This is a genomic window from Mesorhizobium sp. PUT5, assembly GCF_052216645.1.
In the GTDB taxonomy this organism is placed as follows: Bacteria; Pseudomonadota; Alphaproteobacteria; order Rhizobiales; family Rhizobiaceae; genus Mesorhizobium.
The window spans coordinates 1,003,811-1,027,766 of record NZ_JBQOSO010000003.1; the positions used below are offsets into that span (position 1 = coordinate 1,003,811).

The following is a 23,956-nucleotide window of genomic DNA, read 5'->3' on the forward strand; positions in this document are numbered from 1 at the left end:
AGCGGCCATGGGCTCATGTTGATATTTTCATGTAGATTGATTATGTGAATGCAGAGGATCAACATGACGATCAACATCACCAACAAGGATGCCGACAGGTTGACGCGGACGCTGGCGCAGATGGAAGGCGTCGGGCTCACCGAAGCGGTCGTCATCGCTGTGAAGGAGGCATTGGCGCGCCGCAGGAACTCGGAGAGCCCGGTCGAGACGGCAGCGCGACTGAGGGCGGAATTCGGCGTCAAGCTGAGCGAGAGCGCCAGAGAACCGCTGCCGCGCGGTGTCTATGACGAATTGTCGGGGGAGAGTTGATGTTCGTCGATGCGGCCGCGCTTGTCGCGATCCTGAGCGACGAGCCGGAAGCCGCGCGCTGTTCGGGAGCGATTGCGGCGGCAGCCGATCCGTTTACCTCCGCCATTGCCGTGTGGGAAACGGCGATGGCGCTTGCCCGCTCTGAGAAACTGGGTCTGCCCGTGCAGGTCAGTGCGGCGCTGGTCACGCGTTTCATCGACGAGCGGGCGATAGCACTGCGCGATTTGCCGCCTGCGTCGGAGGCTGCGGCACTCTCCGTCGAGGCGGCCGCCCGGTTCCGCAACAACACCGTTCGCCTCAATCTTGCAGATTGCTTCCACTACGCCTGCGCACGTCATTATGGCGTGCCGATGCTGTCAACGGCCGACGAATTCCGGCTTACAGATCTGGAGACCGTGCCGTAGCCGGCGCCCCACCCCGCCTGATGTTCCTTCGCACCATGCCCGCATCGGCGCCGCCGGTGGCGAAGGCCAGCGCGAAGTAGAAAGCCGCGCCGGCGGTGGAAAGTCCGGCCAGCGCCGCCGCCTTGGTCAGCAGCGGTGCCGCGGAGGCGAGCCATGGCGCGCACCAGATGGCGCCATAGTGGAGAAAGGCCGCCATCAGCGCCGACGACAGCACCAGGCGCGGAATGCGCTTCAGCAGCGGCGCGTCGCGCCCCCAGTGGCCGCGCCGGATCAGCACCGCCAGCAGCATCAGCGCGTTCGTCCAGCCCGCTATCGCCGACGCCACCGCGATGCCCGGCGCGCCCATGGAGGGAAACAGCGTGAGCGCGGTGCCGACATTCACCGCCACCGAGATGGCTGCGAAGACCATCGGCGTGCGGGTGTCCTCGCGGGCGAAGTAGCCGGGGGTGAAGGCCTTGATGAGCACGAAGGCGGGAAGGCCGAGGCCGAATATCGCCAGGATCGCGGCCACCGTCGGCGTCGAGTTGTTGGCGGCGAAGGCGCCGCGCTCGTAGAGCAGCCTCACGATCGGCTCGGAGATCGTCAGCAGTGCGGCCGCCGCCGGCAGCGTGATGAACAGGGTGAACTCCACCGAGCGGTTCTGCAGATGCGCGGCCTCCACCATGTTGCCCGCCTTCAGCGCCCGCGACAGTTCCGGCAGGAGCACGATGGCCACCGCCACGCCGACCACGCCGAGCGGAAGCTGGTAGATGCGGTCGGCATAGGCGAGCGACGACACGGCGCTGTTCTGGCCCGAAGCGATGGCCGTGCCGATGAGCTGGTTGATCTGGGTGATGCCGCCGGTGATCGCCGCCGGCAGCGCCAGCACCAGCAGCCGCTTCACATTCGCAGTCAGGCGCGGCCGGCGCAGGCCGATGCGGATGCCGGCATGCCGCACGGCGATCCAGACGATGGCGAGTTGCACCACGCCTGCGGCCAGAACGCCCCAGGCCAGGCCGTAGCCGACATATTGGGCATCCTGGTGTGTATACCAGGCATAGGCCAGCACGGCGATGAGGATGAGGTTCAGGAAAACGGGCGCGATGGCCGCCGCGAAATAGCGGCGCAGCGAGTTCAGCATGCCGGCCATCATCGCCGCCAGCGACATGCAGATGAGATAGGGGAACATGATGGTGGCAAGCCGCACCGTGATGTCGAACTTGCCCGGCGTATCGGCGAAGCCCGGCGCCACCGCGTAGCGCACGATCAGCGGCATCGCCAGTTCCATGACGATGGTGAGCGCCAGCAGCGTGGTGAACAGCACGCCGAACACTTCTTCGGAGAAGCGCTTGGCGCCTTCCGTGCCGTTGGCCTCGATCTCCTTGGAAAACAGCGGCACGAAGGCGGCGTTGAAGGCGCCTTCGGCGAACAGGCGGCGGAAGGTGTTGGGAAACTGGAAGGCGGCGTTGAAGGCGTCCGCGATCGGCCCGGTGCCCAGGGCCGCGGCCATCAGCATCTCGCGCGTGAAGCCGAAGATGCGGCTCATCAGCGTGCCGGAGGCCACGGTGGCGAATTTCTTGACGAGGCTCATGCTTCTCCTTCCCTGCCCCTTGGGGGGAGGGGGGCCGCGGCGAAGCGCGGCGCGTTGCTCATGTCGAGCCGGGCGGTCGCGTGGCCGCTCATTCCGCTGCCGCCTTCGCCTTGCCGCGCTCGGGGGCACCGCCCTCCAGCGCTGCGATCAGCCGCTCGCGGATGGCCTTCTCGCGCGCCGGGTTCTCGATCTTCTGGCCGGTGAGATCGGTGACGTAGAACGTGTCGATGACCTTCTCGCCGAAAGTGGTGATATGGGCCGAGGCGATGTCGAGCGACAGGTCCGAGAGCGTGCCGGTGATTTCCGAAAGCAGGCCCGGGCGGTCCAGTCCCTCCACCTCGATGACCGAAAAGCGGTTGGACAGCGTGTTGCGAATCTCCGCGCGCGGGGTGATGCGGAAGGTCCTGGCGCCGCGCCGCGGCCTCGTGCGCTTCTCGATCATCTCGGGCAGCCAGGCGTGGCCGGCCAGCACGTCCTCGATCAGCTTGCCGACGCGCTCGGCACGGCGGCGCTCGTCCTCGTCGCGGTCGAATTCGCGGCTGATGAGGATGATGTCCAGCGCGCGCCCGTCCGCTGTGGTGAATATCTGCGCGTCGACGATGTTGCCGCCCGCGGCCGCGCAGGCGCCGGCGATGACCGACAGAAGGCGCGGATGGTCGGGCGCCAGCACGGTGATCTCGGTGACGGCCTCGAACTCCAGCGTGCGCACCATGGTGGCGAGCTGCCGGCCGGCGGCGTCCGCCTCGCGGATGAAATGCGCATTGCGCAACTGGTCGGCGAGGTCGACGGTGAGCAGGTAGTTCTCGTAGTGCAGCGCCACGATGCGGTCGCGATCGGCGGCCGGCCAGTCGGCCAGCGCGCGTCCAAGCTCGGCGCGGGCCGCCGCGCTCCGCTCGGCGCGCGACAGTTCGGAAAAGCCGCCGGTCAGGAGCAGTTCGGTCTCGAAATAGAGCGTGCGCAGGAGCTGGCCCTTCCAGCCGTTCCACACGCCGGGGCCGACGCCGCGTATGTCGCACACGGTCAGGATGAGCAGCAGCTTCAGCCGTTCCACCGACTGCACGATCGCGGCGAAATCCTCGATGGTCTTGCGGTCGTTGAGGTCGCGGGTCTGCGCCGTCATCGACATGACGAGATGGTTCTCCACCAGCCAGGCCACCGTTTCGGTGTCGGCGGCGGAAAGGCCCATATGCGGGCAGATGCGCCGCGCGATGCGGGCGCCCGCCACGGAATGGTCCTCCGGCCGTCCCTTGGCGATGTCGTGCAGCAGCACGGCCACATAGAGCGGCACGCGGCTCTTCTTGAGGCCCGGCATCAGCGAGTGGGTCAGCGGATGGATCTTGGCGCCGTCGCCGCGCTCGATCTCGGCCAGCACGCCGATGCAGCGGATCAAATGTTCGTCCACCGTGTAATGGTGATACATGGAGAACTGCATCATGGCGACGATCTTGCCGAATTCCGGGATCAGCCTGCCCAGAAGCCCGGCCTCGTTCATGCGCCGCAGGTTGAGTTCGGCGTTGCGGTCGGAGGTGAGGATGTCGAGGAACAGCCGGTTTGCTTCCCGGTCGCGACGCAAATTGCGGTCGACTAGGCCGAGCGAGCGGGTGAGCAGCTTCAGCGCGTCGGGATGGTATTCCAGCCCATGCTTGTCGGCGAACCAGAACAGCCGCAGCATGTTTACCGGATCGCGCGCGAACACCTGCTGATCGGCGACATTGATGCGGTGGTTGTCGACGATGAAATCGGAGGTGCCGGCCAGCTTGCGCTTGCGCCGCGAGAAGGTGGGCAGGATGCGGTTGAAGCCGGGCACATGCTTGGCCTGCTCCTCCTCCAGCGCCGCGCAGAAGATGCGGGTGAGGTCGCCGACATTCTTGGCGATGAGGAAATAGTGCTTCATGAAGCGCTCGACGGCCGACAGGCCGGGATGCGTGGTGTAGCCCAGCCGTTCGGCGATGTCGCGCTGGATGTCGAAATGCAGCCGCTCCTCGGCCTTGCCGGTCAGGAAATGCATGTGGCAGCGCACCGCCCACAGGAAATCCTCGGCCTTCAGGAACTGATTGTATTCGGCGCGGGTGCACACGCCCTTGTCCACCAACTCGGCGCCGGTGCGCACGCGGTAGTAATATTTGCCGATCCAGAACAGCGTGTGCAGGTCGCGCATGCCGCCCTTGCCGTCCTTGACGTTGGGCTCCACCACGTAGCGGCTTTCGCCGGCCTTGGCGTGGCGGGCGTCGCGTTCGGCGAGCTTGGCCTGCACGTATTGCGGCCCGGTCAGGCGTACCACCTGGTCGTCGAAACGGTGGATCAGTTCGTCGCTCAGGCTCTTTTCGCCCCACACGAAGCGCGCTTCCAGGATGGCGGTGGCGATGGTGAGGTCGGCGCGCGCCAGGCGCAGGCATTCGTCGATGTTGCGGGTGGCGTGGCCGACCTTCAGACCCATGTCCCACAGCATGTAGAGCATGTATTCCACCACCTGCTCGCCCCAGGGCGTCTGCTTGTAGGGCAGCAGGAAAAGCAGGTCGATGTCGGAGCCCGGCGCCAGCGTGCCGCGGCCGTAGCCGCCCACGGCCACCACGGCCATGCGTTCGGCCGCGGAAGGATTGCGTGCGCGGTAGACATGGGTGACGGCGAAATCGTGCAGCGCGCGGATGATCTCGTCCATGAGATGCGAAAGCCGCGCCGCGCAGGCCCGGCCGCCGCCGTCTTCCATGAGCAGGGCTTCGGCCACCCGGCGCCCATGCGCCAGCCGTTCCTTCAGCAGCCGCAGCACCGCCGCCCGGACGGCCGGATCGGCACCGTCGCCGTGGGTGGCTTTGGTCAGCGCCGAAAGATCGTGCCGCAGCGCCGCACTGTCGACCAGTTCATCGAGCCTGAGCGGGATTCTCGCCATGCTTGCCGCATTCGCCTTGTCAGCGGCGTCTATAGCCTATCTTTTCGGCGCTGTGTATCGCTTCGGCAGCCGAGCCCCAATGCCGCGCAAATCGCCTCTTGACCTTCCAGTTGCTGGAACCCCTATCTGGGGTCGAGACACAGAGGTTTCGCCATGGATCATTCGAATCACGATCATCACGCTCACGCCGGCGGCGGCTCCTGCTGTTCCGGCCACGGGGCGGCGGCAGCGACTGCGGAAGCGGTGGCTCGCGATCCCGTCTGCGGCATGACGGTCGATCCCGCGGCCGGCAAGCCGACGGTCGAGTTCGGCGGGCGCAGCTATCATTTCTGCAGCGAAGGCTGCGGCAGGAAATTCGAGGCGGCGCCGCAGGATTTCGTGACCGCGACCGATCCCGTTTGCGGCATGAAGGTGGACCGCGCCTCCGCCCGCCACTTCCTGCGCCACGCGGGCGAGAAGTTCTATTTCTGCTCGGCCGGCTGCAAGGCGAAGTTCGAGGCCGAGCCGGAGAAATTCCTCGCGGGCCGGCCTGCGCCCGAGCCGATGCCGGAAGGCACGCAATACACCTGCCCCATGCATCCCGAGATCGTGCGCGACAAGCCCGGCGACTGCCCGATCTGCGGCATGGCGCTGGAGCCCATGGGCGTGCCGACCGGCGAGGAAGGCCCGAATCCGGAACTGGTCGATTTCACCAGGCGCTTCTGGGTGAGCGCGGCCCTTGCGCTGCCGCTTTTCGTGCTGGCCATGGGGCCGATGGCGGGCCTGCCCTTCCGCGACTGGATCGGCGAACGCGCGGCCGTGTGGATCGAGCTTGTGCTGGCCACGCCGGTCGTGCTCTGGGCGGCGCTGCCTTTCTTCAAGCGCGGCTGGGCCTCGATCCTCAACCGCAGCCCCAACATGTGGACGCTGATCTCCCTCGGCGTCGGCGCGGCCTATGTCTACAGTGTCGCGGCCGCCTTGTTCCCCGGCCTTTTCCCGCATCAGTTCCGCGGCCATGACGGTACCGTGGCGGTCTATTTCGAGGCATCCGCGGTGATCGTGGCGCTGGTCTTCCTCGGCCAGGTGCTGGAGCTGAAGGCGCGCGAGAAGACCGGTTCGGCCATCCGTGCCCTGCTCGATCTCGCGCCCAAGACGGCGCGCCGCCTGAGCGAGGACGGTTCGGAGCATGACGTGCCGCTGGACGAAGTGAAGACGGGCGACCGGCTGCGTGTCCGGCCGGGTGACTCCGTGCCGGTGGACGGCACGGTGCTGGAAGGCCGCTCCTTCGTGGATGAGTCCATGATTACAGGCGAGCCCGTTCCGGCCGAAAAAGCCGAGGGCGACGCGGTGACGGGTGGCACGATGAACGGCAACGGCACGCTGGTCATGCGCGCCGAGAAGGTTGGCGCCGAGACCACGCTGGCGCAGATCGTGCAGCTCGTGGCCAAGGCGCAGCGCAGCCGCGCGCCGATCCAGAGCCTGGCCGACCGGGTCTCCTTCTACTTCGTTCCCACGGTGGTGGCCGTCGCCGTCATCGCCTTCTTCGCCTGGGCGCTGTTCGGGCCCGAGCCCAGCCTCGTCTACGCCATCGTGGCGGCGGTGTCGGTGCTCATCATCGCCTGTCCCTGTGCGCTCGGGCTGGCGACGCCGATGTCGATCATGACGGCCACCGGCCGTGGCGCCCATGCCGGCGTTCTGGTGAAGGATGCCGCCGCGCTGGAGCGGCTGGCCGCCGTCAACATGCTGGTGGTGGACAAGACCGGAACGCTGACCGAGGGCCGGCCGAAGCTGACCGACGTGGTGGTTGCGGACGATGTTTCCGAGGACGAACTTCTCGTCCTGGCGGCAGGGCTGGAACAGGGCTCGGAGCATCCGCTCGCCGAGGCCATCGTGCCCGGGGCGCGGGAGCGCGACCTTTCCATACCGGCCGCATCCGATTTCGAAGCCGTGACCGGCAAGGGCGTTGCCGGCACCGTTTCCGGCCGAAAGGTGGCGCTCGGCAATGCGGCGATGCTGTCCGATCTCGGCATCGATGCCGATACGCTGGCCTTGCAGGCGGAAGCGCTCCAGAGCGAAGGCAAGACCGCGATGTTCGTGGCGGTGGACGGCAAGGCGGCCGGCCTGGTCGCCGTCTCCGACCCGATCAAGACCACCGCCGCCGAGGCGCTGGCCGCGCTGCGCGCCATGGACATCACCATCGTGCTCGCCACCGGCGACAATGAGCGCACGGCTCGCGCCGTCGCCGGCAAGCTCGGCATCGACCGGTTGCGGGCGGGGCTGTTGCCGGAGCAGAAGAGCGCCATGATCGAGGAATTCCGCAAGCGGGGCGCGGTGGTGGCCATGGCCGGCGACGGTGTCAACGACGCGCCCGCCCTGGCCGCCGCGGATGTCGGCATTGCCATGGGCACCGGCGCGGACGTTGCGCTGGAAAGCGCGGGGATCACCCTGGTCAAGGGCGACCTCACCGGCATCGTCAGGGCTCGGCGGTTGGCGACGGCGACGCTTGCCAATATCCGGCAGAATCTTGCCTTTGCCTTCCTCTACAACGCGCTCGGCGTGCCGGTGGCGGCGGGCGTGCTCTATCCCGTTTTCGGCATGCTTCTTTCGCCGATGCTGGCCGCCGCGGCGATGAGCCTTTCCTCGGTTTCGGTGATCGCAAATGCGTTACGGCTGCGGACGTTGAAACTGTGACCTGCCATTCCAGATAAGTTTCTGATTCCGCAGGAGACGCACCCATGAGCACGCTGAAGAAGATTCTGCTTGCGGCGACGGCTGTGGCCATGCTCGCCACCACCCTCGTGGAAAGCCTGCCGGCACAGTCCGCCCAAGCGAAGCACAAGATGGAAGCCGCGCCTACGCAAGCCGACGATCCCGCTTCCGCCGGCTATCAGGCGGCGCTGAACAAGATGCGCGGCGAACTGGTCGCGATGCACTATACCGGTAATGCCGATGTCGATTTCGTCCATGTCGCGGTCCCGAACAATCGGGCGGCGATCGATATGGCAATGGTCCTGCTCGACTACGGCAAGGATCCGCAACTGCGCAAGATGGCGCAAAATATCATCACCACCCAGACCAAGGAAATCGACGAGATGGAGAACTGGCTGGCCACGCATCCGGCGAATTAGCAGGTCCTGACCCTAGAGCGTTTCCGCTTTTCTCCGAATCGCGGAAACGCTCTAACCCTTTGTTTTGACGCAATTCCGAACGCAAAACCGCTTCGCACTTTTGCTGGAATTGCCCTGGCTCGCAAACTGGACTTTCCCTTTCGGACATGATGCGATCATCCACGACCGCCAACCGGGAGCCAGCCATGCCGTCTGCGATCAGAACCACGCTCCTGCCGTGCGGCCAGGCCGTGCCGGTACTGGGGCAGGGCACCTGGCGCATGGGCGAGGGCCGCCGTCCGAAGGCGGAGGAAGCAGCGGCGTTGCGCCTGGGGCTCGATCTCGGCCTGACGCTCATCGACACCGCGGAGATGTATGGCAACGGCGGGGCCGAAGAGGTGGTGGCGCACGCCATCGCCGGCCGCCGCGAGGAGGTCTTTCTCGTCAGCAAGGCGCTGCCCTCCAACGCCTCGCGCGCCGGCGTCGTCAAGGCCTGCGAGCGCAGCCTGAAGCATCTCGGCACCGACCGCATCGACCTTTATCTGTTGCATTGGCGCGGCGGCGTGCCGCTGGCCGAGACGGTGGAAGCGTTCGAGGCGCTGGTGCGGGCCGGCAAGATCCGCCGCTGGGGCGTTTCCAATTTCGACGTCGACGACATGGAGGAACTGGAAGCCTTGGCGGCGGGCGCGGGCGTGCAGACGAACCAGGTGCTCTACAACCTCACGCGGCGCGGCGTCGAATTCGACCTGGTGCCATGGTGTCGGCAGCGCGGCATTCCGCTGATGGCCTATTCGCCGGTGGAGCAGGGCGAGCTTGCCGACAATGCGGTGCTGGCCCGGATCGCTGGTCGCCACGGCGCCACGCCGGCGCAGGTGGCGCTGGCCTGGACGATCCGCCACGATGGCGTCGTCGCCATCCCCAAGGCGAGCCGGCCCGAGCATGTGCGCGAGAATGCCGCCGCTGCCGATATCGTGCTCGCGGCGGAAGACCTTGCCGAGCTTGACCGCGCCTTTGCGCCGCCGACGCGCCCGCGGCCGCTGGAAATGATCTGAGCCGGCGGCTCAGACGGTGGCCGGGTCGAGTGGGGGCTGGTCCCTCCAGTGCGGGATGATGGCGCCGAGGTCGGCCGACCGGAAGGCGTCGCGCAGCGCGTCGAAGGACGGCAGCACGAAATAGGCGCGCTGGAACTTGTCGATCTCGTAGCTGGTGCGCATCACCGTCTCCAGGTCGAAGGGCACGTGGTGCGCGTCCCTGCTTTCGACCGCGAACTGCAATTCGGTGAAGGACGACATCAGCCCGGCGCCGAACGCCTTCAACTCCTGCCCCGGCTCCTGCATCAGCCCGTATTCGGCCGTGTACCAGTAGAGCCGGGTTATCATCTGATCGCCGCCCAGCGCGATCGCCTCGGCCGCCCGTGCGCCATATGCCTGCATGAAGTCGGCAAACACCGGCTGGGTCAGGATCGGCACATGGCCGAAGAAGTCATGGAACATGTCGGGCTCGACGATGTAGTCCAGCTCCCGTTCGGTGCGCAGCCAGTTGGTGACGGGGAAGCGCCGCGCGGCCAGATGCTCGAAGAAGGGCTGGGCCGGGATCAGGCCGGGCACAGCCACGATCTCCCAGCCGGTCAGCTTGCGCAGCCTGTCGCTCACCTCGCCGAAATCGGGGATGCGCTCCAGCAGGCCGAGCGCGTCGATGCCGTCCAGATACGAGCGGTGGGCAAGCCTGCGGGTCAGCTTCGTCTGGCGGTCGCACAGCGTGCGCCAGACCTTCTGCTCGGCCTCGCTGTAGTCGTAGTCCTGCGCCACGGTGAAGTCGGGCCGGCAGATCGAGTAGTTCCCGCGCAAGCCTTGCGCCGCGCATTCGCGGGCATAGTCGGCAACGCTGATGGTCATGCTTTCCTCCCTGCGATGCGCATGGTTCCGCGCTTCCATTCTACGTGCGAGAGGAAACGAAATCGGCCTGATTTATGGCCATTAAGCGGATTTCGTGGTAGAGTTCACCCAAAATAGCCAGATATGGAGTGGATATGCCACAGCTTGACGATTTCGAGATCAGGATGCTCGATATCCTCCAGCGCGACGGGCGCAAGCCCGTGACGGAACTGGCCGAGGAAATCGGGCTGTCGGCCACCCCCTGCGCCCGGCGGTTCGAGGGGCTGCGCGAGACCGGCGTCATAAAGGGGTTCTCGGCCCAGCTCAGCCGCCGCGCGCTCGGGCTTATGGTAGAGGTGTTCATCCAGGTGCGGCTGGCGAGCCACAGCGACGATTCGCCGGAAACCTTCATCGCCGCGGTGCAGCGCATGGACGAGGTTTCGTCCTGCTGGACGATGACCGGCGACCATGACTTCCTGCTGCACGTGATGGTGCCGTCGGTGGACGACCTCAACGACTTCGTCATGCACCGCCTGATGCGGCTGAAGGGTGTGCGCGATGTTCACACCCAACTGGTACTGCAGAACATCAAGGGCCCGGGCCATGTGCCGCTGGGCCATCTGCGGCGGTAGCGCGCGGCTCAGCGCACGATCAACGTGCCTGCCCCGTGCTCGGTGAAAAGTTCCAGCAGCACCGAATGCGGCGTCTTGCCGTTCAGGATGACGACGCCTTCCACGCCCCGCTCTATCGCCTCGATGCAGGTCTCCACCTTGGGGATCATGCCGCCGGAGATCGTGCCGTCCTTGATCAGCGCCTTCGCCTCGGCCACCGACAATTCGTCGATCAGCTTGCCGTCCTTGCCCAGCACGCCCGGCACGTCGGTGAGGAACAGCAGGCGCTTGGCGCCGAGCGCGCCGGCGATGGCGCCGGCGAAGGTGTCGGCGTTGATGTTGTAGGTGTGGCCGTCGCGCCCCGGGGCCACGGGTGCGATCACCGGAATCATCTCGGAGCGCGCCAGAAGGTCGAGCAGAGTGCGGTCCACCTCCACCGGCTCGCCCACGAAGCCCAGGTCGAGCACGCGCTCGATGTTGGAATCCGGGTCGATCATGGTCTTCCGGGCCTTTTCGGCGAAGACCATGTTGCCATCCTTGCCGCACAGGCCGATCGCCCACTCGCCCTCGGCGTTGATGAGGGCGACGATCTCCTTGTTGATGGAGCCGGCCAGCACCATCTCCACGATTTCCACCGTCTTCTGGTCGGTGACGCGCAGGCCGCCCTCGAACTTGGATTCGATGCCCATCTTGTTGAGCATGGCGCCGATCTGCGGCCCGCCGCCATGCACCACGATGGGGTTGACGCCGGACTGCTTGAGCAAGGCGATGTCGCGCGCGAACGCCTTGCCCAGCGCCTCGTCGCCCATGGCGTGGCCGCCATATTTCACCACCACGGTCTTGTTCTCGTAGCGCTGCATGTAGGGCAGCGCGCGCGACAGCAGCGCGGCCTGCATTTCGGCGTTGGCGGCGACGTCCGTCATCGGCGGGCTCTCCCTTCGAGGCTGGCGAGGATCGCCGCCTCTTAGCGGCATTTTCGCCGACGGGCAAATGGCTTCGGCGCTGTCGGCCGCCCCTCTCACCGGCAATTGATTTCCCATTGAAGCGCCAGGCTGCCACACCGCACCAGGAGGATGATTGCAATGACCCGTCGCGAGCTTCTCATGAGCGGAACCGCGGCCGCCGGCTTTGCGGCGGCCGTCGCGGTGTTTGGCCGCATCGGCCGCCCGGCACCCGCGCGTGCCGAGACATTCGAGATCACCAGGACCGATGCCGAATGGAAGGCGCAACTGACGCCGGAGCAATATTCGGTGCTGCGCCAGGAAGGCACGGAATATCCCGGCACCAGCCCGCTTCTGAACGAGCATCGCAAGGGCACCTTTGCCTGCGCCGGCTGCCAGCTCCCGGTCTATTCCTCCGAGACGAAATTCGAGTCCGGCACCGGCTGGCCGAGCTTCTGGGAATCGCTGCCCGATGCCGTCGGCACGCGCCAGGACACCTCGCTCGGCATGGTCCGCGTGGAATGCCATTGCCGCCGTTGCGGCGGTCATCTCGGCCACATTTTCGACGACGGTCCGCCGCCCACCGGCAAGCGCCACTGCATCAACGGCGTGGCGCTGACCTTTGCGCCGGCAACCGCCTGAGCCTTTGCCAGAGCCTTCCATGGTTCCGTGTAGCCATGAAAGGTTCTAACCGCCGCTGGCGGCGAGTGCGATGGCGGCGCGCAACTCCTCGAGCCCATCGCCCTTTTCCGAGGAGGTGGAGAGCACCGCCGGGAAAGCGGCCGGGCGCTTCCTGATTTTTTCCAGCGTCGCCTCGATCAGGCGCGGCACGCCGGCCACCTTGATCTTGTCGGTCTTGGTCAGCACGATCTGGTAGGAGACGGCGGCCTTGTCGAGCAGGCCGAGCACCTCCTCGTCATTGGCCTTGATGCCGTGGCGGGCGTCGATCAGCACATAAACGCGCTTCAGCGTGACGCGGCCCTTGAGATAGTCGAACACCAGCTTCGTCCACTGGTCGACCTGCTCCTTCGGCGCCTTGGCGTAGCCGTAGCCGGGCATGTCCACCAGCGCCATCGGCGGCAGGTCGCCGCCTTCGCCGGAAAAGCCGTCCGGCACGAAATAGTTCAGCTCCTGCGTGCGGCCCGGCGTGTTGGAGGTGCGCGCCAGGCCCTTGCGGCCCACCAGCGCGTTGATGAGCGAGGATTTGCCGACATTGGAGCGGCCGGCAAAGGCGATCTCCGGCGGCCCTTCCGGCGGCAGGAATTTCATGGCCGGCACGCCGCGGATGAAGACCCAGGGGCGCGCGAAAAGATCGGCTGTCGTCTGGCTCACTTCGCTGCCTCCCGGGCAGGACGATCGGTGCCGAAGACGGTGTCGGGATGGGGGCCGGGTGATGTCATGCAAAATCCATCTGCTGTCATTCGAAGTCCTGCGACCCCAGAAGCGATGCCGGGATCGGGTTGTGGGCGCTCGCCTTGTCCCATGCCTGCGCGGCGATGCGCCACCTGCCTTCGCTTTTCACCAGCAGCATCATCTCGACGGTTTCCTCGATCCGGCTCGCGTTCTCGGTCATGGCGCATGCCACCGTGGCCACTGCGACATTGCCGAACACCATCACGTGCAGGCCGCGCACCTCCTCTTCAAGCGAGGAGAGCCTGGTGCCGGACAGATGTTTCATCCGGGCCACGAATTCGGGAACGGTCCGACCGGCAACCGGGCGTGCGGCGGGAAAAAGCGTGGCGCCCGGCAGGAAGTCGGCGCTGAAGCCGTCCCAGTCCGCCGGCCGGTCCTCGTTCCAACTGAGGCGGGCGAACTGCCTTGCGACAACTTGCCTGACGGCCTCGGCGTCGTGCTGGTGGTTCTGTGTCATTTCGATCGTCCCCGGTTGCGGCCGGGAACGATCCTAGATCGACGCGAGCTGCGATGGAACGGCCGGCTACTCCGCCGGCGACGGTTTCTTCCTGAACAAGGCGGCCAGATTGTCCCACAGCTCGATCTTGGCCCCCTGGCGCTTCATGATGACGCCCTGCTGGATGATGGAGAGCAGGTTGTTCCAGGCCCAGTAGACGACCAGACCCGCCGGGAAACCAGCCATCATGAACGTGAAGACCACCGGCATCCAAGTGAAAATCGCGGCCTGGGTCGGGTCCGGCGGCGTCGGGTTCATGCGCATCTGCAGGAACATGGTGATGCCCATGATGATCGGCCATATGCCGATATGCAGGAAGGCGGGCGCCGCGAAGGGCAGCAGGCCGAACAGGTTGAACAGCGAGGTCGGGTCGGGCGCCGCCAGGTCGTGGATCCAACCGAAGAACGGCGCATGGCGCATCTCGATGGTGATGTAGAGCACCTTGTAGAGCGCGAAGAAGACGGGAATCTGCAGCAGCACCGGCCAGCAACCCGCGATCGGGTTGATCTTCTCGGTCTTGTACAGCTCCATCATGGCCTGCTGCTGCTTCATCTTGTCGTCCGCGTATTTCTCGCGGATCTCCATCATCTTGGGCTGGACCTTCTTCATGTTCGCCATCGACTTGTAGGACTTGTTGGCGAGCGGGAAGAAGATGGCCTTGACGATGACGGTGGTGGCCAGGATCGCCACGCCGAAATTGCCGAAGAATTTGTAGAGCGTGTCGATCAGCCAGAACATCGGCTTGGTGATGAAGTGGAACCAGCCCCAGTCGATCAGCAGGTCGAAGCGGCGGATGTCGCGATCCTTCTCGTAGGCGTTGATGGTCGCCACTTCCTTGGCGCCGGCAAAGACCAACGTCTGGATCGTATCCGACTGGCCGGCGGCGACGGTGATGGGATCGCTCAGGTAGTCGGACTGGTAGCGGTGGCGGCCGTCCTCGAAATAGGCGAAACGCGGCTGGAACGGCTGCTTTTCGGTCGGCACCAGCGTCACGGCCCAATATTTGTCGGTGATGCCGAGCCAGCCGTCGGTCGATTTGCCGGGCGTGTACTGCTTGTTCTTCTCGATGTCGGAATATTTGTGCTCCTGCAGCCCTTCCTCGCCGGTCACGCCGATCAGGCCCTCGTGCAGCACGTAGGTGGAAGCCACCGTCGGCTTGTCGAAGCGGGTGACGCGGCCGTAGTTGGACAAGGTCACGGGCGCAGAGCCCTCGTTCTCGACCGTGTCGGACACGGTGAACATGTACTGGTCGTCGACCGAGATGGTGCGCTTGAAGGTCAGGCCCTTGTCGTTGGTGTAGGTGAGCGTGACCGGGGTGGACGGCGTCAGCGTCGGGTTGCCTTCCACGCTCCACACCGTGTCGGGGCCGGGCACCGTGCCCGTCTCGGCATTGCCGACAAAGCCGATCTCGGCGAAGTAGCCGCTCGGCAGCGCAGCCGGGTTGAGCAGCTCGATCTCCGGGGAATCCTTGTCGACGGTCAGATGGTAGTGCTTGAGCTGCAGGTCGTCGAGGCGGGCGCCGGTCAGGTTGATGGAGCCCTGCAGGCTCGGCGTGTCGATCGCCACGCGCCCGGTGGCGGCCAAGGCCTGTTCGCGCCCGGCAGGCGTCGAGCCGTCCGTGCCCGGCAGGTTCGGCACGGCTCCCGGCTGCTGGGCCGTCGTCGCGGGCGCAGCGCCTTCGGCGGCCGGCTTCTGCTCGCCCTCGCGGCTCGCCTCGATCCGGGCGGTCTCGCGCTGCGCCTCGATGCGCGGGTTCATGTAGAACACCTGCCACAAGGTCAGGACCAGCACCGACAGCGCGATGGTGATGAAGAAGTTGCGGTTGTTTTCCATCGGGAAGCTCGGCCTCTGGACCTATCTTGTTCCGTGAATGCGGCGGGCAAGTTCTGCCCGCAACTGGTCGAACGGCGCGGCCAGCACATCGTGGCGCCCGACGATGACATAGTCGTGGCCAGGGGCCATTCCAACTGCGGCACCCGTGCGCACGGCTTCCTTCAGCCGGCGCCGCACCCGGTTGCGCACCACAGCGTTGCCGACCTTCTTGGTGACGGTGTAGCCGACGCGCGGCGTGCCGCCGTCGCCGCGGTCCAGCACTTCAACGAGAAAAAGCCGCCCGCGGCGCTTTTCGCCGCGCCGGACGGCCAGGAATTCCGCGCGCTTCAGGAGCCGTTGTGGAGCCTTTGCTGCGGGCAATGATCTCGTTTCCGCCCAGGCGCCTGTCAGGCGCTCAGCCGCTGGCGGCCACGGTTGCGACGGGCGGCGATGACGCCGCGTCCACCCTTGGTGGCCATGCGTGCACGGAAGCCGTGCCGGCGCTTGCGGACGAGCTTGGAGGGTTGGTAGGTACGCTTCATTTGTTTTAATACCGCGGAGTGCGGCCCTTCTTGGTTCTGTCACGTGGTAACAGGAGCTTTACCCGGCTGTCTTCGGCACGGCCAAAACCGCGCCGGGACGGATGGCCCGAGCGTGAGCGGGCTTATAGGTAGAAGCCCCCTGGAAGTCAATCCGGCCGGCCTGGCGCGATGTCCGGTCTTTTTGGGGCCCGGTCTTTTCGGGCGGTGAAATTGGCAAATCGGCGCCGATCACATAATCTTGTAGGGATTGGAGCAACGGCACCTCGCCCATGAGCGAAACCGCACCCACCGACAACAGGGCCGAGCATGGCGCACCGCCTGCCCGAAAGGTGCCGCTGGCGCGCGGGCTGTCGACCAAGCTGCTGTTGCTGACCATCGCCTTCGTGCTGATGGTGGAGGTGCTGTTCTTCCTGCCCGCGATCGGCACGTTCCGCCTGAACTGGCTGAAGGAAAGGCTGAGCACGGCGGCGGCGGTATCCATCGTGCTGGTGCAGGGCGATCCCGGCTCGCTGTCGCGCGCGGCGCAGGACAACGTGCTGATGGCGATCGGCGCCAAGGCCATCGCCGTGCGCGACGGCGGCATCTCCAGGCTGCTGGCGGTGGCTGCCATGCCGCCGAAGGTCGACGAGCACATCGACATCGCCAATACGGGCCGATTGGCCCAGATGGAAGGCGCGCTGGACACGCTGTTCTTCGGCGGCCAGCGCATGCTGCGCGTGTATGGGCCGGTCGGCGACAGCGGCGACAAGGAATTCGAGCTGGTGATGCCCGACTACCATCTGCGCAGCGCCATGCTGGCCTATTCGCGCAACATCGCGGTCGTCTCGCTGCTGATCTCGCTGTTCTCGGCCATGCTCGTCTACATCGCCATAGATAGGATCATGATCGGACCGGTGCGCGCCATGACGCGCTCCATGCTGGCCTTCTCCGACGCCCCCGACGATCCGGCGCGCATCATCGAGCCGGCGGCCCGTTCCGACGAGATCGGCGTGGCCGAGCGCGAGCTGTCGCAGATGCAGGAGCGGCTCCACAAGATGCTGGCCGAGCAGAAGCGCCTGGCCGATCTCGGCCTTGCCGTTTCCAAGATCAATCACGACATGCGCAACATACTGGCTTCGGCGCAGCTCATCTCCGACCGGCTGCAACAGGTGAAGGACCCCACGGTGCAGGCCTTCGCGCCCAAGCTGCTGCGCACGCTGGACCGGGCGGTGGCCTATTCCGAGGGCGTGCTCGCCTATGGACGGACCCAGGAACCGCCGCCAGCGCGACGCCGGCTCCGGCTCCGGCTCCTGGTGGACGAGGTGCAGGGCCTGCTCGATTCCCAGCAGGGCATAGAGTTCGTCAACGCGGTCGAGCCCGGCTTCGAAATCGATGCGGATGCCGATCAGCTCTTCCGGGTGCTGACCAATCTCAGCCGCAACGCCGTGCAGGCCATGGCCGGCGATACCGAGAGCGCGGTGGTGCGGCGTCTCACCATCTCTGCCGAACGCGCGGGCAGCGTCTGCCGCATCTTGGTGACCGATACCGGCCCTGGCCTGCCGCCCAAGGCGCGCGAGAACCTGTTCGCGGCCTTCCGCGGCTCGGCCCGCAGCGGCGGAACCGGGCTGGGCCTGGCCATCGCCCAGGAGCTTGCCCGCGCCCATGGCGGCGGGGTGGAACTGGTGGAGAGCGTGGGCGGCCGCACGGTCTTTTCGGTGACGATCCCCGACCAGCCGGTGCGGCTCGATCACGCCCGGGGCCTGCGCCGGCCGGCCTGATCCGGCAGGGCAATTCCAGGAAAAGTGGAAACCGGTTTTCCGTCCGGAATTGCCCAAGAACAAGAAGCCGGAGCAATTCCAGGAAAAGTGGAAACCGGTTTTCCGTCCGGAATTGCCCAAGAATTGCGCAAGAGCAAGACGCGGCGTATCCGCCATTCGGGAAAGTCGGAAGGACCCTATCGCGGCTCCGGCCTGCCGAACACCGCGGCCAGGAATTCGCCGAGCCAGCGTTTCAGGTGCATGTCCCAGATCAGCCGGCCGCCGAGATGGTCGCGGCCCGGCTGGGCGCCCGGCAGTTCGAAGCGGTGCGCGCCGCGCACCACCCAGCGCTGCATCATCATTCGCGTCAGTTCGGCGTGGAACTGTATGCCCCAGGCATTGTCGCCATAGCGGAACGCCTGGTTGGGATAGGTTTCGGCGGTGGCCAGCAGCGTGGCGTCCTTCGGCAGCGAGAAGCCTTCGCGATGGAACTGGTAGACCATCTCGGGCCAATGCATCAGCTTCCGGCCCTCGTCCGTCGGCTTGAGCGGATACCAGCCGATCTCCACCAGCCCCTCGCCATGGCCTTCGACCTTGCCGCCGAGATGGTTGACCAGCATCTGCGCGCCCAGGCAGATGCCCAGCAGCGGCCGGTTCTCCTTCAGCGGCACGGCCAGCCAGTCGGTCTCGCGCCGCACGAACTCGTCCTGGTCGTTGGCGCTCATCGGCCCGCCGAACACCACTGCGCCGGCATGGCCGTCCAACGTTTCGGGCAGCGCATCCCCCAGCGGCGGGCGGCGTATGTCGAGGGCAAAACCCTCCTCCGCCAGCACGTGGCCGACCCGACCGGGACTGGAGCTTTCCTGGTGCAGCACGATCAGGATCTTGGGCTTGGAGCGTTCCGGCATGAAGGCAAGTCTGCGGAGTGATGGTCTATTTTTCGTTCGAACCGCTTTTGGAATCCGAAACGTTCGCGGTGCGCGCGGCCACCCTGCGGCGCGCTTCGACCCTGTCGCGGGTCTCCACGCCGATCAGCTCGGCGACTCGCCACACGACGTTGTCCTCCAGTTCGTGCAACTCGCCGTCGGCATAGACGATCTCCCACATCAGCTCGATGAAAGCCTTTCGCGCCTCGGCGTCAAGATGCCGGTTCAGCACGCTGGTGAAGGTATAGAGGTCGATGGCCTCGTTGTCCGCCTCCTTGCCCGCTTTGGCCAGTGCATCCAGTTCCGCGCCCTGTACCGAATAGGCGCTGGCCAGCAACGCCTTCAAGCGTTCCCACTCGGCGTCCTGACGCACGCCGTCCGCGGTCATGACGTGATAGAGCAGTGCTGCGGCGGCGACGCGCGGATCATCCTCGTGGCCGGCGTGCCGGCCGGCTCTGGCCGGCAGGTCTTTCAGGAAGGAAAGCATGCGATCGAACATCGGCGGGTTCCGTCGGAAGGCTCGTTCGGGTCAGGGCGGTCAGAACAGTCGGAAGCGGCCGGCCGGCTGCTCCGTCTCGTCGTCCTCCGGCTCGACGCCCGGGTCATCCGGCAGGCGCTGCGGCACGGCCTCCGCCGCTTCCGCCTCGGCATAGGCGGGTGCCGGAGCGTCTGCGGGAACCGGCGGCCGCGCTTCTTCCCTGCCTTCGGGTTCGGCCTCGGCGGCTGGTTTTTTGTCCGTGGCTTCCTGGGCGGCCGGGCTAGCCACAACCGAGGGGGCCACAACCGGGGGGACCGGAGCCGGCGAAGGCAGGACCGGGACGGCTTCCTCCTCCTCGCTTTCGATCAGCCGCCCGAGCCTTTCGGCCGGTGCGCGCCATTCGAAGGCATCGATCCTGCCGGTCACCGGCGAGGCGGGCGCCCATTTTTCCGAAACCACGCCGTCGGCGATCCAGGCCGGGTCCTGCGGCGCCTTCACGGCCTTGGCCAGGAGCTGGCGCACCTTGCCCTCGTCGCCGGTCTCGGCTTCCTCGATGTCGGCCAGCAACAGATAGGCGCCTTCGCGCCGGTCCATGCGGATGGCGGCCTCGGCCTCGCTGCGGGCGGTGGCGAAGTCGTGCGCGTCGAGCGCGGCACGGGCGACCGCCAGCGAGGATTCGGGATGGTTCTTCTTCATCTCCTGCAATTTCCTGGCCCGGCCGAGACGGTCGAGCGCGGCGTCGCCCGGCCGCGCGTGGATATAGAGGTCGGCGACGTCGGGGTGCGGCTCGGCCCGCCAGGAAGCCTCCAGGATCTTCGAGCCCCGGCGCACGTCGTTCTGCCGGAACAGGGCGCCGGCGGCCAGCAGCGCCGCCGGCGCGAAATGCGGCTGCAGGCGGTTGGCCTCCAGCGCGGCGGCGCGCGCGGCGTCGGGGGCGGTATCGGCCAGCGCCTCGGCCTTGGCCGTCAGCAGCACGGCGCGGCGCCGGTCGGAGGCCGCCCGTTCGAGGGTTCCCTTCTGCGCGTCGGCGATCTTGAGCGCGGCGTCGAAATCGCCGCGCGCGACCAGCTCCTCCATGGTGGATTCCGCTGCCCAGCCAAGCTGCGGCGCCGCGGCGGCCGCGCGTCCGGCATAGTGCCGAGCGGCGTTGCGGTCGCCCAGCCTCTCGGCCTCCAGATAGAGGCCGCGCAGGCCGAGCAGCCGCATCTCCGGATCGTCCAGCATGGCCTCGAACTTCTTGCGGGCGCTCTCGTGGTCGCCTTCCAGCAGGGCCGCCTGCGCGTCCAGCAGATGGATCAGCGGCTCCTGGTCGGAGCTGATCAGCTTGGCCGCCTCCTTGCTCTTGCGCCGCGCCAGCGCGCCGTCGCCGGCGCCGGCAGCGATCATGCCGGTGGACAGCGCCTGATAGCCGCGGTCGCGGCGGCGCACCCGGAAATGGCGGGCGATGGCATAGGGGCTGTTCCAGATCGACCTGACCAGCCACCAGGCGATCATCACCGCGGCGACCGCGGCCACCACGGCCACCGCCGCCACCATCAGGCTGACCTGGTACTGGTAACCGCCGAGGGTCATCACCATGTCGCCGGGGCGGTCGGCCAGCCAGGAAAAACCCAGGCCGAGGGCGAAGACGACGAGAAGGAAGAAAAGGGCTCGGATCATCTGGGCTTATGCCTTCATGGCGTCGGAGACGAGCGCGTCGACCTGCGCCTCGGCATCCATGCGCGCCTTTATCTCGGCGGCATATTCGGCGCCCGCCGCCTTGGCGGCCTCCGGCAGCGTGTCGTATTCGGCGAGCGCCCTGGCGTAGTCTCCCTGCTTCACCGCCGCCTCCATGCGCGCCACGGTTTCCGGCACGCCCGGCCCTTCAACGGCACCGATCGGCCTGACCTTCACCAGCGATTTCGCGCTGGAGAACAACCGCTCGGCAAGGCTTGCGTTCTCATCGACCGGCTGGCCGGCGGCCACCATGGCATTGGCGGCGGCATCCATGCCGGCGGCGATGTCGGCGCGGCTCGCCACGCCCTTTTCGGCATAGGGGCGCAGCGCGGCGACCTGGGGAGCGTCCGGGGCGATCGCCGCGAACGTGTCCAGTTCCGAGGCGAACGGCGCCCCCCTGTCGAGGGCCGACTTCAGCGCCGAGGCCGCGATCGCCAGCGCGATCTTCGGCTGCGAGGCCTGCGCCTCGACCTTGCCGGAAAGCTGCGACACCGACTGCTCCAGCGCCGCGACGCGCCCGTTTTCCGTCGTTGCGGCCTCCGTGGCGGACTTCACCTCGGTATCGAGCGCATCGAGCCTCTCGTTGAGAGGGCCGAGGTCGACCGGCTGCTGCTGGCTGCCGGCCTGCTTCAGGCTGGAAAGCTCGGTCTCCAGCGCGGCCACCTTGTCGCCGAGCGCCTCGAGCGCGGCCGTGTCGTTGCCGCCGCCCGCTGCCTGGACGGTCTTCTGCACCGCGGCAAGGTCGGCACGCAGCTTGTCGAGCGCGGCCGAGAAGTCGTTCAGCCGTGCCAGCGCGTCGTTGCTGGCGGAGTTGCCCTGCCTGGCCGCGGCAAGCTCGCCCTTCAGCGCGGCGATCTCGCTGTTGACCTGCGCGAATGAGCCGCCCGGCGTGCCGAGCACACCGCCATATTGCAATGCGCCCGCCCCGGCCAGCGCGATGACCGCGCCGACGAGGCCGGCTGCCACGGCATTCATGCCGCCGCCGCGTCGCGGTCCGGCGGCCTCGCCGCGGGCAAGGCCTTCATCGCCGGCTTTGCCTGCCGGCGGCGGCGCGTCGAAACCGTAGCCGGTGGTCTGTGCCGCCGGTTCGTCCGGCGCATCGGCGGCCGGCGGCTGTTCTTCGGGGGAAGTTTCCGCAGCGGCCTCGGCGGCCGGTCTGTCTTCGGTCATGTCAGGCTGCGATACCTGCTCCATCTGCTCGGCCGCCGCCTCGGCGTTCGGCTCGGTCGCTGCCGGTTCGTCGCCGATACGCGATACCGCGCCGGGCTCCAGCTCGATCGTCATCGGCTCGCGCCGGCTTTTCGAGTGCCGCGTCTTCGGCGTCTTGACCATGCTTCGGCTCCGCTTTCTCGCTTCGTCTCGGCCGCAAGGCGGCATGCAGGATAGAGACAAGGGTCTATCACACCTCCCACCCGTGAAAAGGGGCGGCATGACGGCATCCGTTCAATCCAGCTCGCGCAACAGCTCCAGCAGCGCCTCCTCGGTCGGTGCAGAAGCGACATGCATGCCGCCGCCCGCCTCCGGCCCGAACGCCGCCGCGACGCGGCCCGACAGCGCCAGCATGTGCGCATGCGTGAACAATGGGGCAAGCGCGGGGCGCGCCGCAAGCCGGCCGGCCGCCTCTGCCGCCTTGGCCGAATAGAGCAGCACGGCATCGGCACCGGCGCCGAGCCGGGCGGTCACGGTTTCGCTCGATGGTTCGATCGTCACGGTGTCGTATGTTTCCACAGGCCGGACATGAACGCCGGCCCGGGCCAGGCGTTCCTCGAAAAGCCGAAGCCGCACGCGCCCGCACAGGTAAAGAAGGGTCCTGGCCGACAGGCCTTCGCCGATGCTGGCCGCCAGAGCCTCGGCATCGCCCGGCCCTTCCTCGACGCGGAGAAAGCCGGCCGCGCGTGCCGCCTGCGCGGTCCTGGTGCCCACGGCATGGCAGGGCAGGGTGGCCAGCCGGGCCACGAGCGCCGCCGGTGCGAAGCGCAGCGCATTGGCGCTGGTGGCGGCCACGGCGTCGATCCGCGTCGGCAGGGCGTTCTCTTCTGCCGGCAGCGGCCGGGTTTCGGAAAGCGGCAGCAGGATCGGCCGATGCCCCATGGCTTCCAGCGCCTTGGCCGTGCGGGCGGCGCCGGGCTCCGGCCGCGTCACCAGCACGCGCAGCATTCAGCTCCAGCCCGCGAAGAAGCCTTCGCCCGCCCGGCCCCGCACCTCCATGCCGGCATCGTGGCCGATGCGGGCAGCGTCGGCCATGTCGCCTTCGGCCGCGATCTCGTGCCATTCGCTGCCGTCCGGCCTGAGGATCACGCCCTTGAAGGCGATTCGTCCGTCCGCGATCACGGCGTGTCCGGCGATCGGCGTGCGGCAGGAACCGTCGAGCGCGGCCAGGAAGGCGCGCTCGCAGGTCAGCGCATGCTCCGTGTCGGCGTGGTTGATCGCCGCGACCATCTCGGAAACCGCCGAATCGGCGGCGCGGCTCTCGATGCAGATCGCGCCTTGCCCGGGTGCGGGCGGGAAAATGTCCAGCGCCATGATCTCGCCGGCCACATGCTCCATGCCGAGCCGCCTGAGGCCGGCGAGCGCCAGCATGGTGCCCTCCGCCACGCCTTCCTCCAGCTTGCGCAGGCGCGTCTGCACGTTGCCGCGGAACATTACCACCTCGAGGTCGGGGCGCATGCGGCGGATCAGCGCCTGGCGGCGCAGCGAGGAGGAACCGAGCCTGGCGCCCTGCGGCAGGTCGGCGATGGCCTTCACCGAACGGCCGATGAAGACGTCGCGCACATCCTCGCGCGGCAGGAAGGCCGAAAGCACCAGTCCCTCCGGGGTCTCCGTCGGCATGTCCTTGGAGGAATGCACGGCGATGTCGATGTCCAGCCCGTAGAGCGCCTCCTCCAGTTCCTTGGTGAACAGGCCCTTGCCGCCCGCCTCGGAGAGCGGCCGGTTCTGGATGCGGTCGCCCGTGGTGGTGATGGGCACGATCTCGAAGGCTTCCTCGGGCAAGCCATGCGCGGCCATCAGTCGGGCGCGCGCTTCGTGTGCCTGTGCCATCGCCAGTTGGCTGGCGCGTGTTCCGATCTTCAAGACTGTTTGCATGGCGTGCGGTCCGTGATACCCGAAGCGGCAAATCCGCCGGCCCTCTCCTAGCGGGGAACGGCCGGGTGGGC

The 23,956-nt window shown here is 67.1% G+C and carries 23 protein-coding genes; 8 read left to right on the forward strand and 15 right to left on the reverse strand.

The features are described from left to right. The first annotated feature begins 63 nt into the window (after positions 1-63). On the forward strand, positions 64-309 hold the full coding sequence (locus ACTDI4_RS06365; RefSeq protein ID WP_442840339.1) for a type II toxin-antitoxin system VapB family antitoxin: 246 nt from the start codon (positions 64-66) through the stop codon (positions 307-309). Continuing rightward, the gene (locus ACTDI4_RS06370; protein ID WP_442840340.1) at positions 309-713 is read left to right on the forward strand and encodes a type II toxin-antitoxin system VapC family toxin; all 405 of its coding nucleotides are present in this window, start codon (positions 309-311) and stop codon (positions 711-713) included. The genes ACTDI4_RS06365 and ACTDI4_RS06370 overlap by 1 nt, the downstream gene beginning before the upstream one ends. Here the strand turns inward: ACTDI4_RS06370 and murJ are convergent. Together murJ and ACTDI4_RS06380 are read right to left on the reverse strand one after the other, a co-directional pair. Next, positions 688-2,283, reverse strand: a complete 1,596-nt coding sequence (gene murJ / locus ACTDI4_RS06375; protein ID WP_442840341.1) for a murein biosynthesis integral membrane protein MurJ — start codon at positions 2,281-2,283, stop codon at positions 688-690. The genes ACTDI4_RS06370 and murJ overlap by 26 nt on opposite strands. An 88-nt stretch (positions 2,284-2,371) precedes the next feature. Beyond that, a complete protein-coding gene (locus tag ACTDI4_RS06380; protein ID WP_442840342.1) occupies positions 2,372-5,170 on the reverse strand; it encodes a [protein-PII] uridylyltransferase in 2,799 nt (932 codons plus the stop codon). A 153-nt stretch (positions 5,171-5,323) separates the two neighbouring features. On the opposite strand from ACTDI4_RS06380, the gene ACTDI4_RS06385 reads away from it, so the two are divergent. The 3 genes from ACTDI4_RS06385 to ACTDI4_RS06395 all read left to right on the forward strand — a co-directional run bounded on the left by ACTDI4_RS06385 (position 5,324) and on the right by ACTDI4_RS06395 (position 9,308). Further along, on the forward strand, positions 5,324-7,840 hold the full coding sequence (locus ACTDI4_RS06385; RefSeq protein ID WP_442840343.1) for a heavy metal translocating P-type ATPase: 2,517 nt from the start codon (positions 5,324-5,326) through the stop codon (positions 7,838-7,840). A 44-nt stretch (positions 7,841-7,884) separates the two neighbouring features. Next, positions 7,885-8,277 carry a DUF305 domain-containing protein gene (locus tag ACTDI4_RS06390; protein ID WP_442840344.1) on the forward strand — a complete coding sequence of 131 codons (393 nt, stop codon included), beginning with the start codon at positions 7,885-7,887 and terminating at the stop codon, positions 8,275-8,277. A 185-nt stretch (positions 8,278-8,462) separates the two neighbouring features. Beyond that, complete coding sequence (locus ACTDI4_RS06395) at positions 8,463-9,308, forward strand: aldo/keto reductase (protein ID WP_442840345.1); 846 nt, start codon at positions 8,463-8,465, stop codon at positions 9,306-9,308. A gap of 9 nt (positions 9,309-9,317) precedes the next feature. Here ACTDI4_RS06395 and phhA read toward each other — a convergent pair whose 3' ends face one another. Continuing rightward, positions 9,318-10,151 carry a phenylalanine 4-monooxygenase gene (phhA, locus tag ACTDI4_RS06400; protein ID WP_442840346.1) on the reverse strand — a complete coding sequence of 278 codons (834 nt, stop codon included), beginning with the start codon at positions 10,149-10,151 and terminating at the stop codon, positions 9,318-9,320. Between the two features lie 134 nt (positions 10,152-10,285). Between phhA and ACTDI4_RS06405 the strand changes: the two genes are divergently transcribed. After that, complete coding sequence (locus ACTDI4_RS06405; RefSeq protein WP_442840347.1) at positions 10,286-10,762, forward strand: Lrp/AsnC family transcriptional regulator; 477 nt, start codon at positions 10,286-10,288, stop codon at positions 10,760-10,762. A gap of 8 nt (positions 10,763-10,770) precedes the next feature. Here ACTDI4_RS06405 and argB read toward each other — a convergent pair whose 3' ends face one another. After that, positions 10,771-11,664 (reverse strand): acetylglutamate kinase, encoded by an 894-nt coding sequence (gene argB / locus ACTDI4_RS06410; RefSeq protein WP_442840348.1) that lies wholly within the window; start codon positions 11,662-11,664, stop codon positions 10,771-10,773. A 159-nt stretch (positions 11,665-11,823) separates the two neighbouring features. On the opposite strand from argB, the gene msrB reads away from it, so the two are divergent. Next, positions 11,824-12,324, forward strand: coding sequence for a peptide-methionine (R)-S-oxide reductase MsrB (gene msrB, locus ACTDI4_RS06415; RefSeq protein ID WP_442840349.1), 501 nt, complete (start codon positions 11,824-11,826; stop codon positions 12,322-12,324). Positions 12,325-12,369: 45 nt separating this feature from the next. On the opposite strand, the gene yihA is transcribed toward msrB, so the two are convergent. The 5 genes from yihA to rpmH form a co-directional block, all read right to left on the reverse strand. Next, positions 12,370-13,014 carry a ribosome biogenesis GTP-binding protein YihA/YsxC gene (gene yihA, locus ACTDI4_RS06420; protein WP_442840350.1) on the reverse strand — a complete coding sequence of 215 codons (645 nt, stop codon included), beginning with the start codon at positions 13,012-13,014 and terminating at the stop codon, positions 12,370-12,372. Between the two features lie 85 nt (positions 13,015-13,099). Then, complete coding sequence (locus ACTDI4_RS06425) at positions 13,100-13,552, reverse strand: nuclear transport factor 2 family protein (protein WP_442840351.1); 453 nt, start codon at positions 13,550-13,552, stop codon at positions 13,100-13,102. Positions 13,553-13,618: 66 nt separating this feature from the next. Further along, on the reverse strand, positions 13,619-15,424 hold the full coding sequence (gene yidC, locus ACTDI4_RS06430) for a membrane protein insertase YidC (RefSeq protein WP_442840352.1): 1,806 nt from the start codon (positions 15,422-15,424) through the stop codon (positions 13,619-13,621). 21 nt (positions 15,425-15,445) lie between these two features. Then, entirely contained in the window at positions 15,446-15,784 is a 339-nt protein-coding gene (gene rnpA, locus ACTDI4_RS06435; RefSeq protein ID WP_442840353.1) for a ribonuclease P protein component, read from the reverse strand. A gap of 26 nt (positions 15,785-15,810) precedes the next feature. Then, positions 15,811-15,945, reverse strand: coding sequence for a 50S ribosomal protein L34 (gene rpmH, locus ACTDI4_RS06440; protein WP_274630349.1), 135 nt, complete (start codon positions 15,943-15,945; stop codon positions 15,811-15,813). Between the two features lie 269 nt (positions 15,946-16,214). On the opposite strand from rpmH, the gene ACTDI4_RS06445 reads away from it, so the two are divergent. Further along, entirely contained in the window at positions 16,215-17,702 is a 1,488-nt protein-coding gene (locus ACTDI4_RS06445) for an ATP-binding protein (RefSeq protein ID WP_442840354.1), read from the forward strand. A 176-nt stretch (positions 17,703-17,878) separates the two neighbouring features. On the opposite strand, the gene ACTDI4_RS06450 is transcribed toward ACTDI4_RS06445, so the two are convergent. The 6 genes from ACTDI4_RS06450 to hemC form a co-directional block, all read right to left on the reverse strand. Beyond that, on the reverse strand, positions 17,879-18,589 hold the full coding sequence (locus ACTDI4_RS06450; protein WP_442840355.1) for a glutamine amidotransferase: 711 nt from the start codon (positions 18,587-18,589) through the stop codon (positions 17,879-17,881). A gap of 25 nt (positions 18,590-18,614) precedes the next feature. Then, complete coding sequence (locus ACTDI4_RS06455; protein WP_442840356.1) at positions 18,615-19,106, reverse strand: TerB family tellurite resistance protein; 492 nt, start codon at positions 19,104-19,106, stop codon at positions 18,615-18,617. A gap of 39 nt (positions 19,107-19,145) precedes the next feature. Beyond that, positions 19,146-20,744: a heme biosynthesis protein HemY gene (locus ACTDI4_RS06460; RefSeq protein WP_442840357.1), complete on the reverse strand. Its 1,599-nt coding sequence runs from the start codon at positions 20,742-20,744 to the stop codon at positions 19,146-19,148. Positions 20,745-20,750: 6 nt separating this feature from the next. Beyond that, a complete protein-coding gene (locus ACTDI4_RS06465) occupies positions 20,751-22,133 on the reverse strand; it encodes a COG4223 family protein (protein WP_442840358.1) in 1,383 nt (460 codons plus the stop codon). A 111-nt stretch (positions 22,134-22,244) separates the two neighbouring features. Next, positions 22,245-22,958 carry a uroporphyrinogen-III synthase gene (locus ACTDI4_RS06470; RefSeq protein WP_442840359.1) on the reverse strand — a complete coding sequence of 238 codons (714 nt, stop codon included), beginning with the start codon at positions 22,956-22,958 and terminating at the stop codon, positions 22,245-22,247. After that, a complete protein-coding gene (hemC, locus tag ACTDI4_RS06475; RefSeq protein WP_442840360.1) occupies positions 22,959-23,885 on the reverse strand; it encodes a hydroxymethylbilane synthase in 927 nt (308 codons plus the stop codon). It abuts the gene before it with no gap. Positions 23,886-23,956 lie beyond the last annotated feature (71 nt).

Bases quoted from the DNA above. Each gene is read 5' to 3' on its own strand.
- rpmH (WP_274630349.1), bottom strand. From the start codon at position 15,945: ATGAAGCGTACCTACCAACCCTCCAAGCTCGTCCGCAAGCGCCGGCAC.
- ACTDI4_RS06465 (WP_442840358.1), bottom strand. From the start codon at position 22,133: ATGGTCAAGACGCCGAAGACGCGGCACTCGAAAAGCCGGCGCGAGCCG.
- murJ (WP_442840341.1), bottom strand. From the start codon at position 2,283: ATGAGCCTCGTCAAGAAATTCGCCACCGTGGCCTCCGGCACGCTGATG.
- ACTDI4_RS06405 (WP_442840347.1), top strand. From the start codon at position 10,286: ATGCCACAGCTTGACGATTTCGAGATCAGGATGCTCGATATCCTCCAG.
- argB (WP_442840348.1), bottom strand. From the start codon at position 11,664: ATGACGGACGTCGCCGCCAACGCCGAAATGCAGGCCGCGCTGCTGTCG.
- yidC (WP_442840352.1), bottom strand. From the start codon at position 15,424: ATGGAAAACAACCGCAACTTCTTCATCACCATCGCGCTGTCGGTGCTG.
- ACTDI4_RS06380 (WP_442840342.1), bottom strand. From the start codon at position 5,170: ATGGCGAGAATCCCGCTCAGGCTCGATGAACTGGTCGACAGTGCGGCG.
- ACTDI4_RS06455 (WP_442840356.1), bottom strand. From the start codon at position 19,106: ATGTTCGATCGCATGCTTTCCTTCCTGAAAGACCTGCCGGCCAGAGCC.
- phhA (WP_442840346.1), bottom strand. From the start codon at position 10,151: ATGACCATCAGCGTTGCCGACTATGCCCGCGAATGCGCGGCGCAAGGC.
- ACTDI4_RS06450 (WP_442840355.1), bottom strand. From the start codon at position 18,589: ATGCCGGAACGCTCCAAGCCCAAGATCCTGATCGTGCTGCACCAGGAA.
- ACTDI4_RS06470 (WP_442840359.1), bottom strand. From the start codon at position 22,958: ATGCTGCGCGTGCTGGTGACGCGGCCGGAGCCCGGCGCCGCCCGCACG.
- ACTDI4_RS06460 (WP_442840357.1), bottom strand. From the start codon at position 20,744: ATGATCCGAGCCCTTTTCTTCCTTCTCGTCGTCTTCGCCCTCGGCCTG.
- ACTDI4_RS06370 (WP_442840340.1), top strand. From the start codon at position 309: ATGTTCGTCGATGCGGCCGCGCTTGTCGCGATCCTGAGCGACGAGCCG.
- ACTDI4_RS06395 (WP_442840345.1), top strand. From the start codon at position 8,463: ATGCCGTCTGCGATCAGAACCACGCTCCTGCCGTGCGGCCAGGCCGTG.
- ACTDI4_RS06390 (WP_442840344.1), top strand. From the start codon at position 7,885: ATGAGCACGCTGAAGAAGATTCTGCTTGCGGCGACGGCTGTGGCCATG.
- msrB (WP_442840349.1), top strand. From the start codon at position 11,824: ATGACCCGTCGCGAGCTTCTCATGAGCGGAACCGCGGCCGCCGGCTTT.
- ACTDI4_RS06365 (WP_442840339.1), top strand. From the start codon at position 64: ATGACGATCAACATCACCAACAAGGATGCCGACAGGTTGACGCGGACG.
- ACTDI4_RS06445 (WP_442840354.1), top strand. From the start codon at position 16,215: ATGAGCGAAACCGCACCCACCGACAACAGGGCCGAGCATGGCGCACCG.
- hemC (WP_442840360.1), bottom strand. From the start codon at position 23,885: ATGCAAACAGTCTTGAAGATCGGAACACGCGCCAGCCAACTGGCGATG.
- ACTDI4_RS06385 (WP_442840343.1), top strand. From the start codon at position 5,324: ATGGATCATTCGAATCACGATCATCACGCTCACGCCGGCGGCGGCTCC.
- ACTDI4_RS06425 (WP_442840351.1), bottom strand. From the start codon at position 13,552: ATGACACAGAACCACCAGCACGACGCCGAGGCCGTCAGGCAAGTTGTC.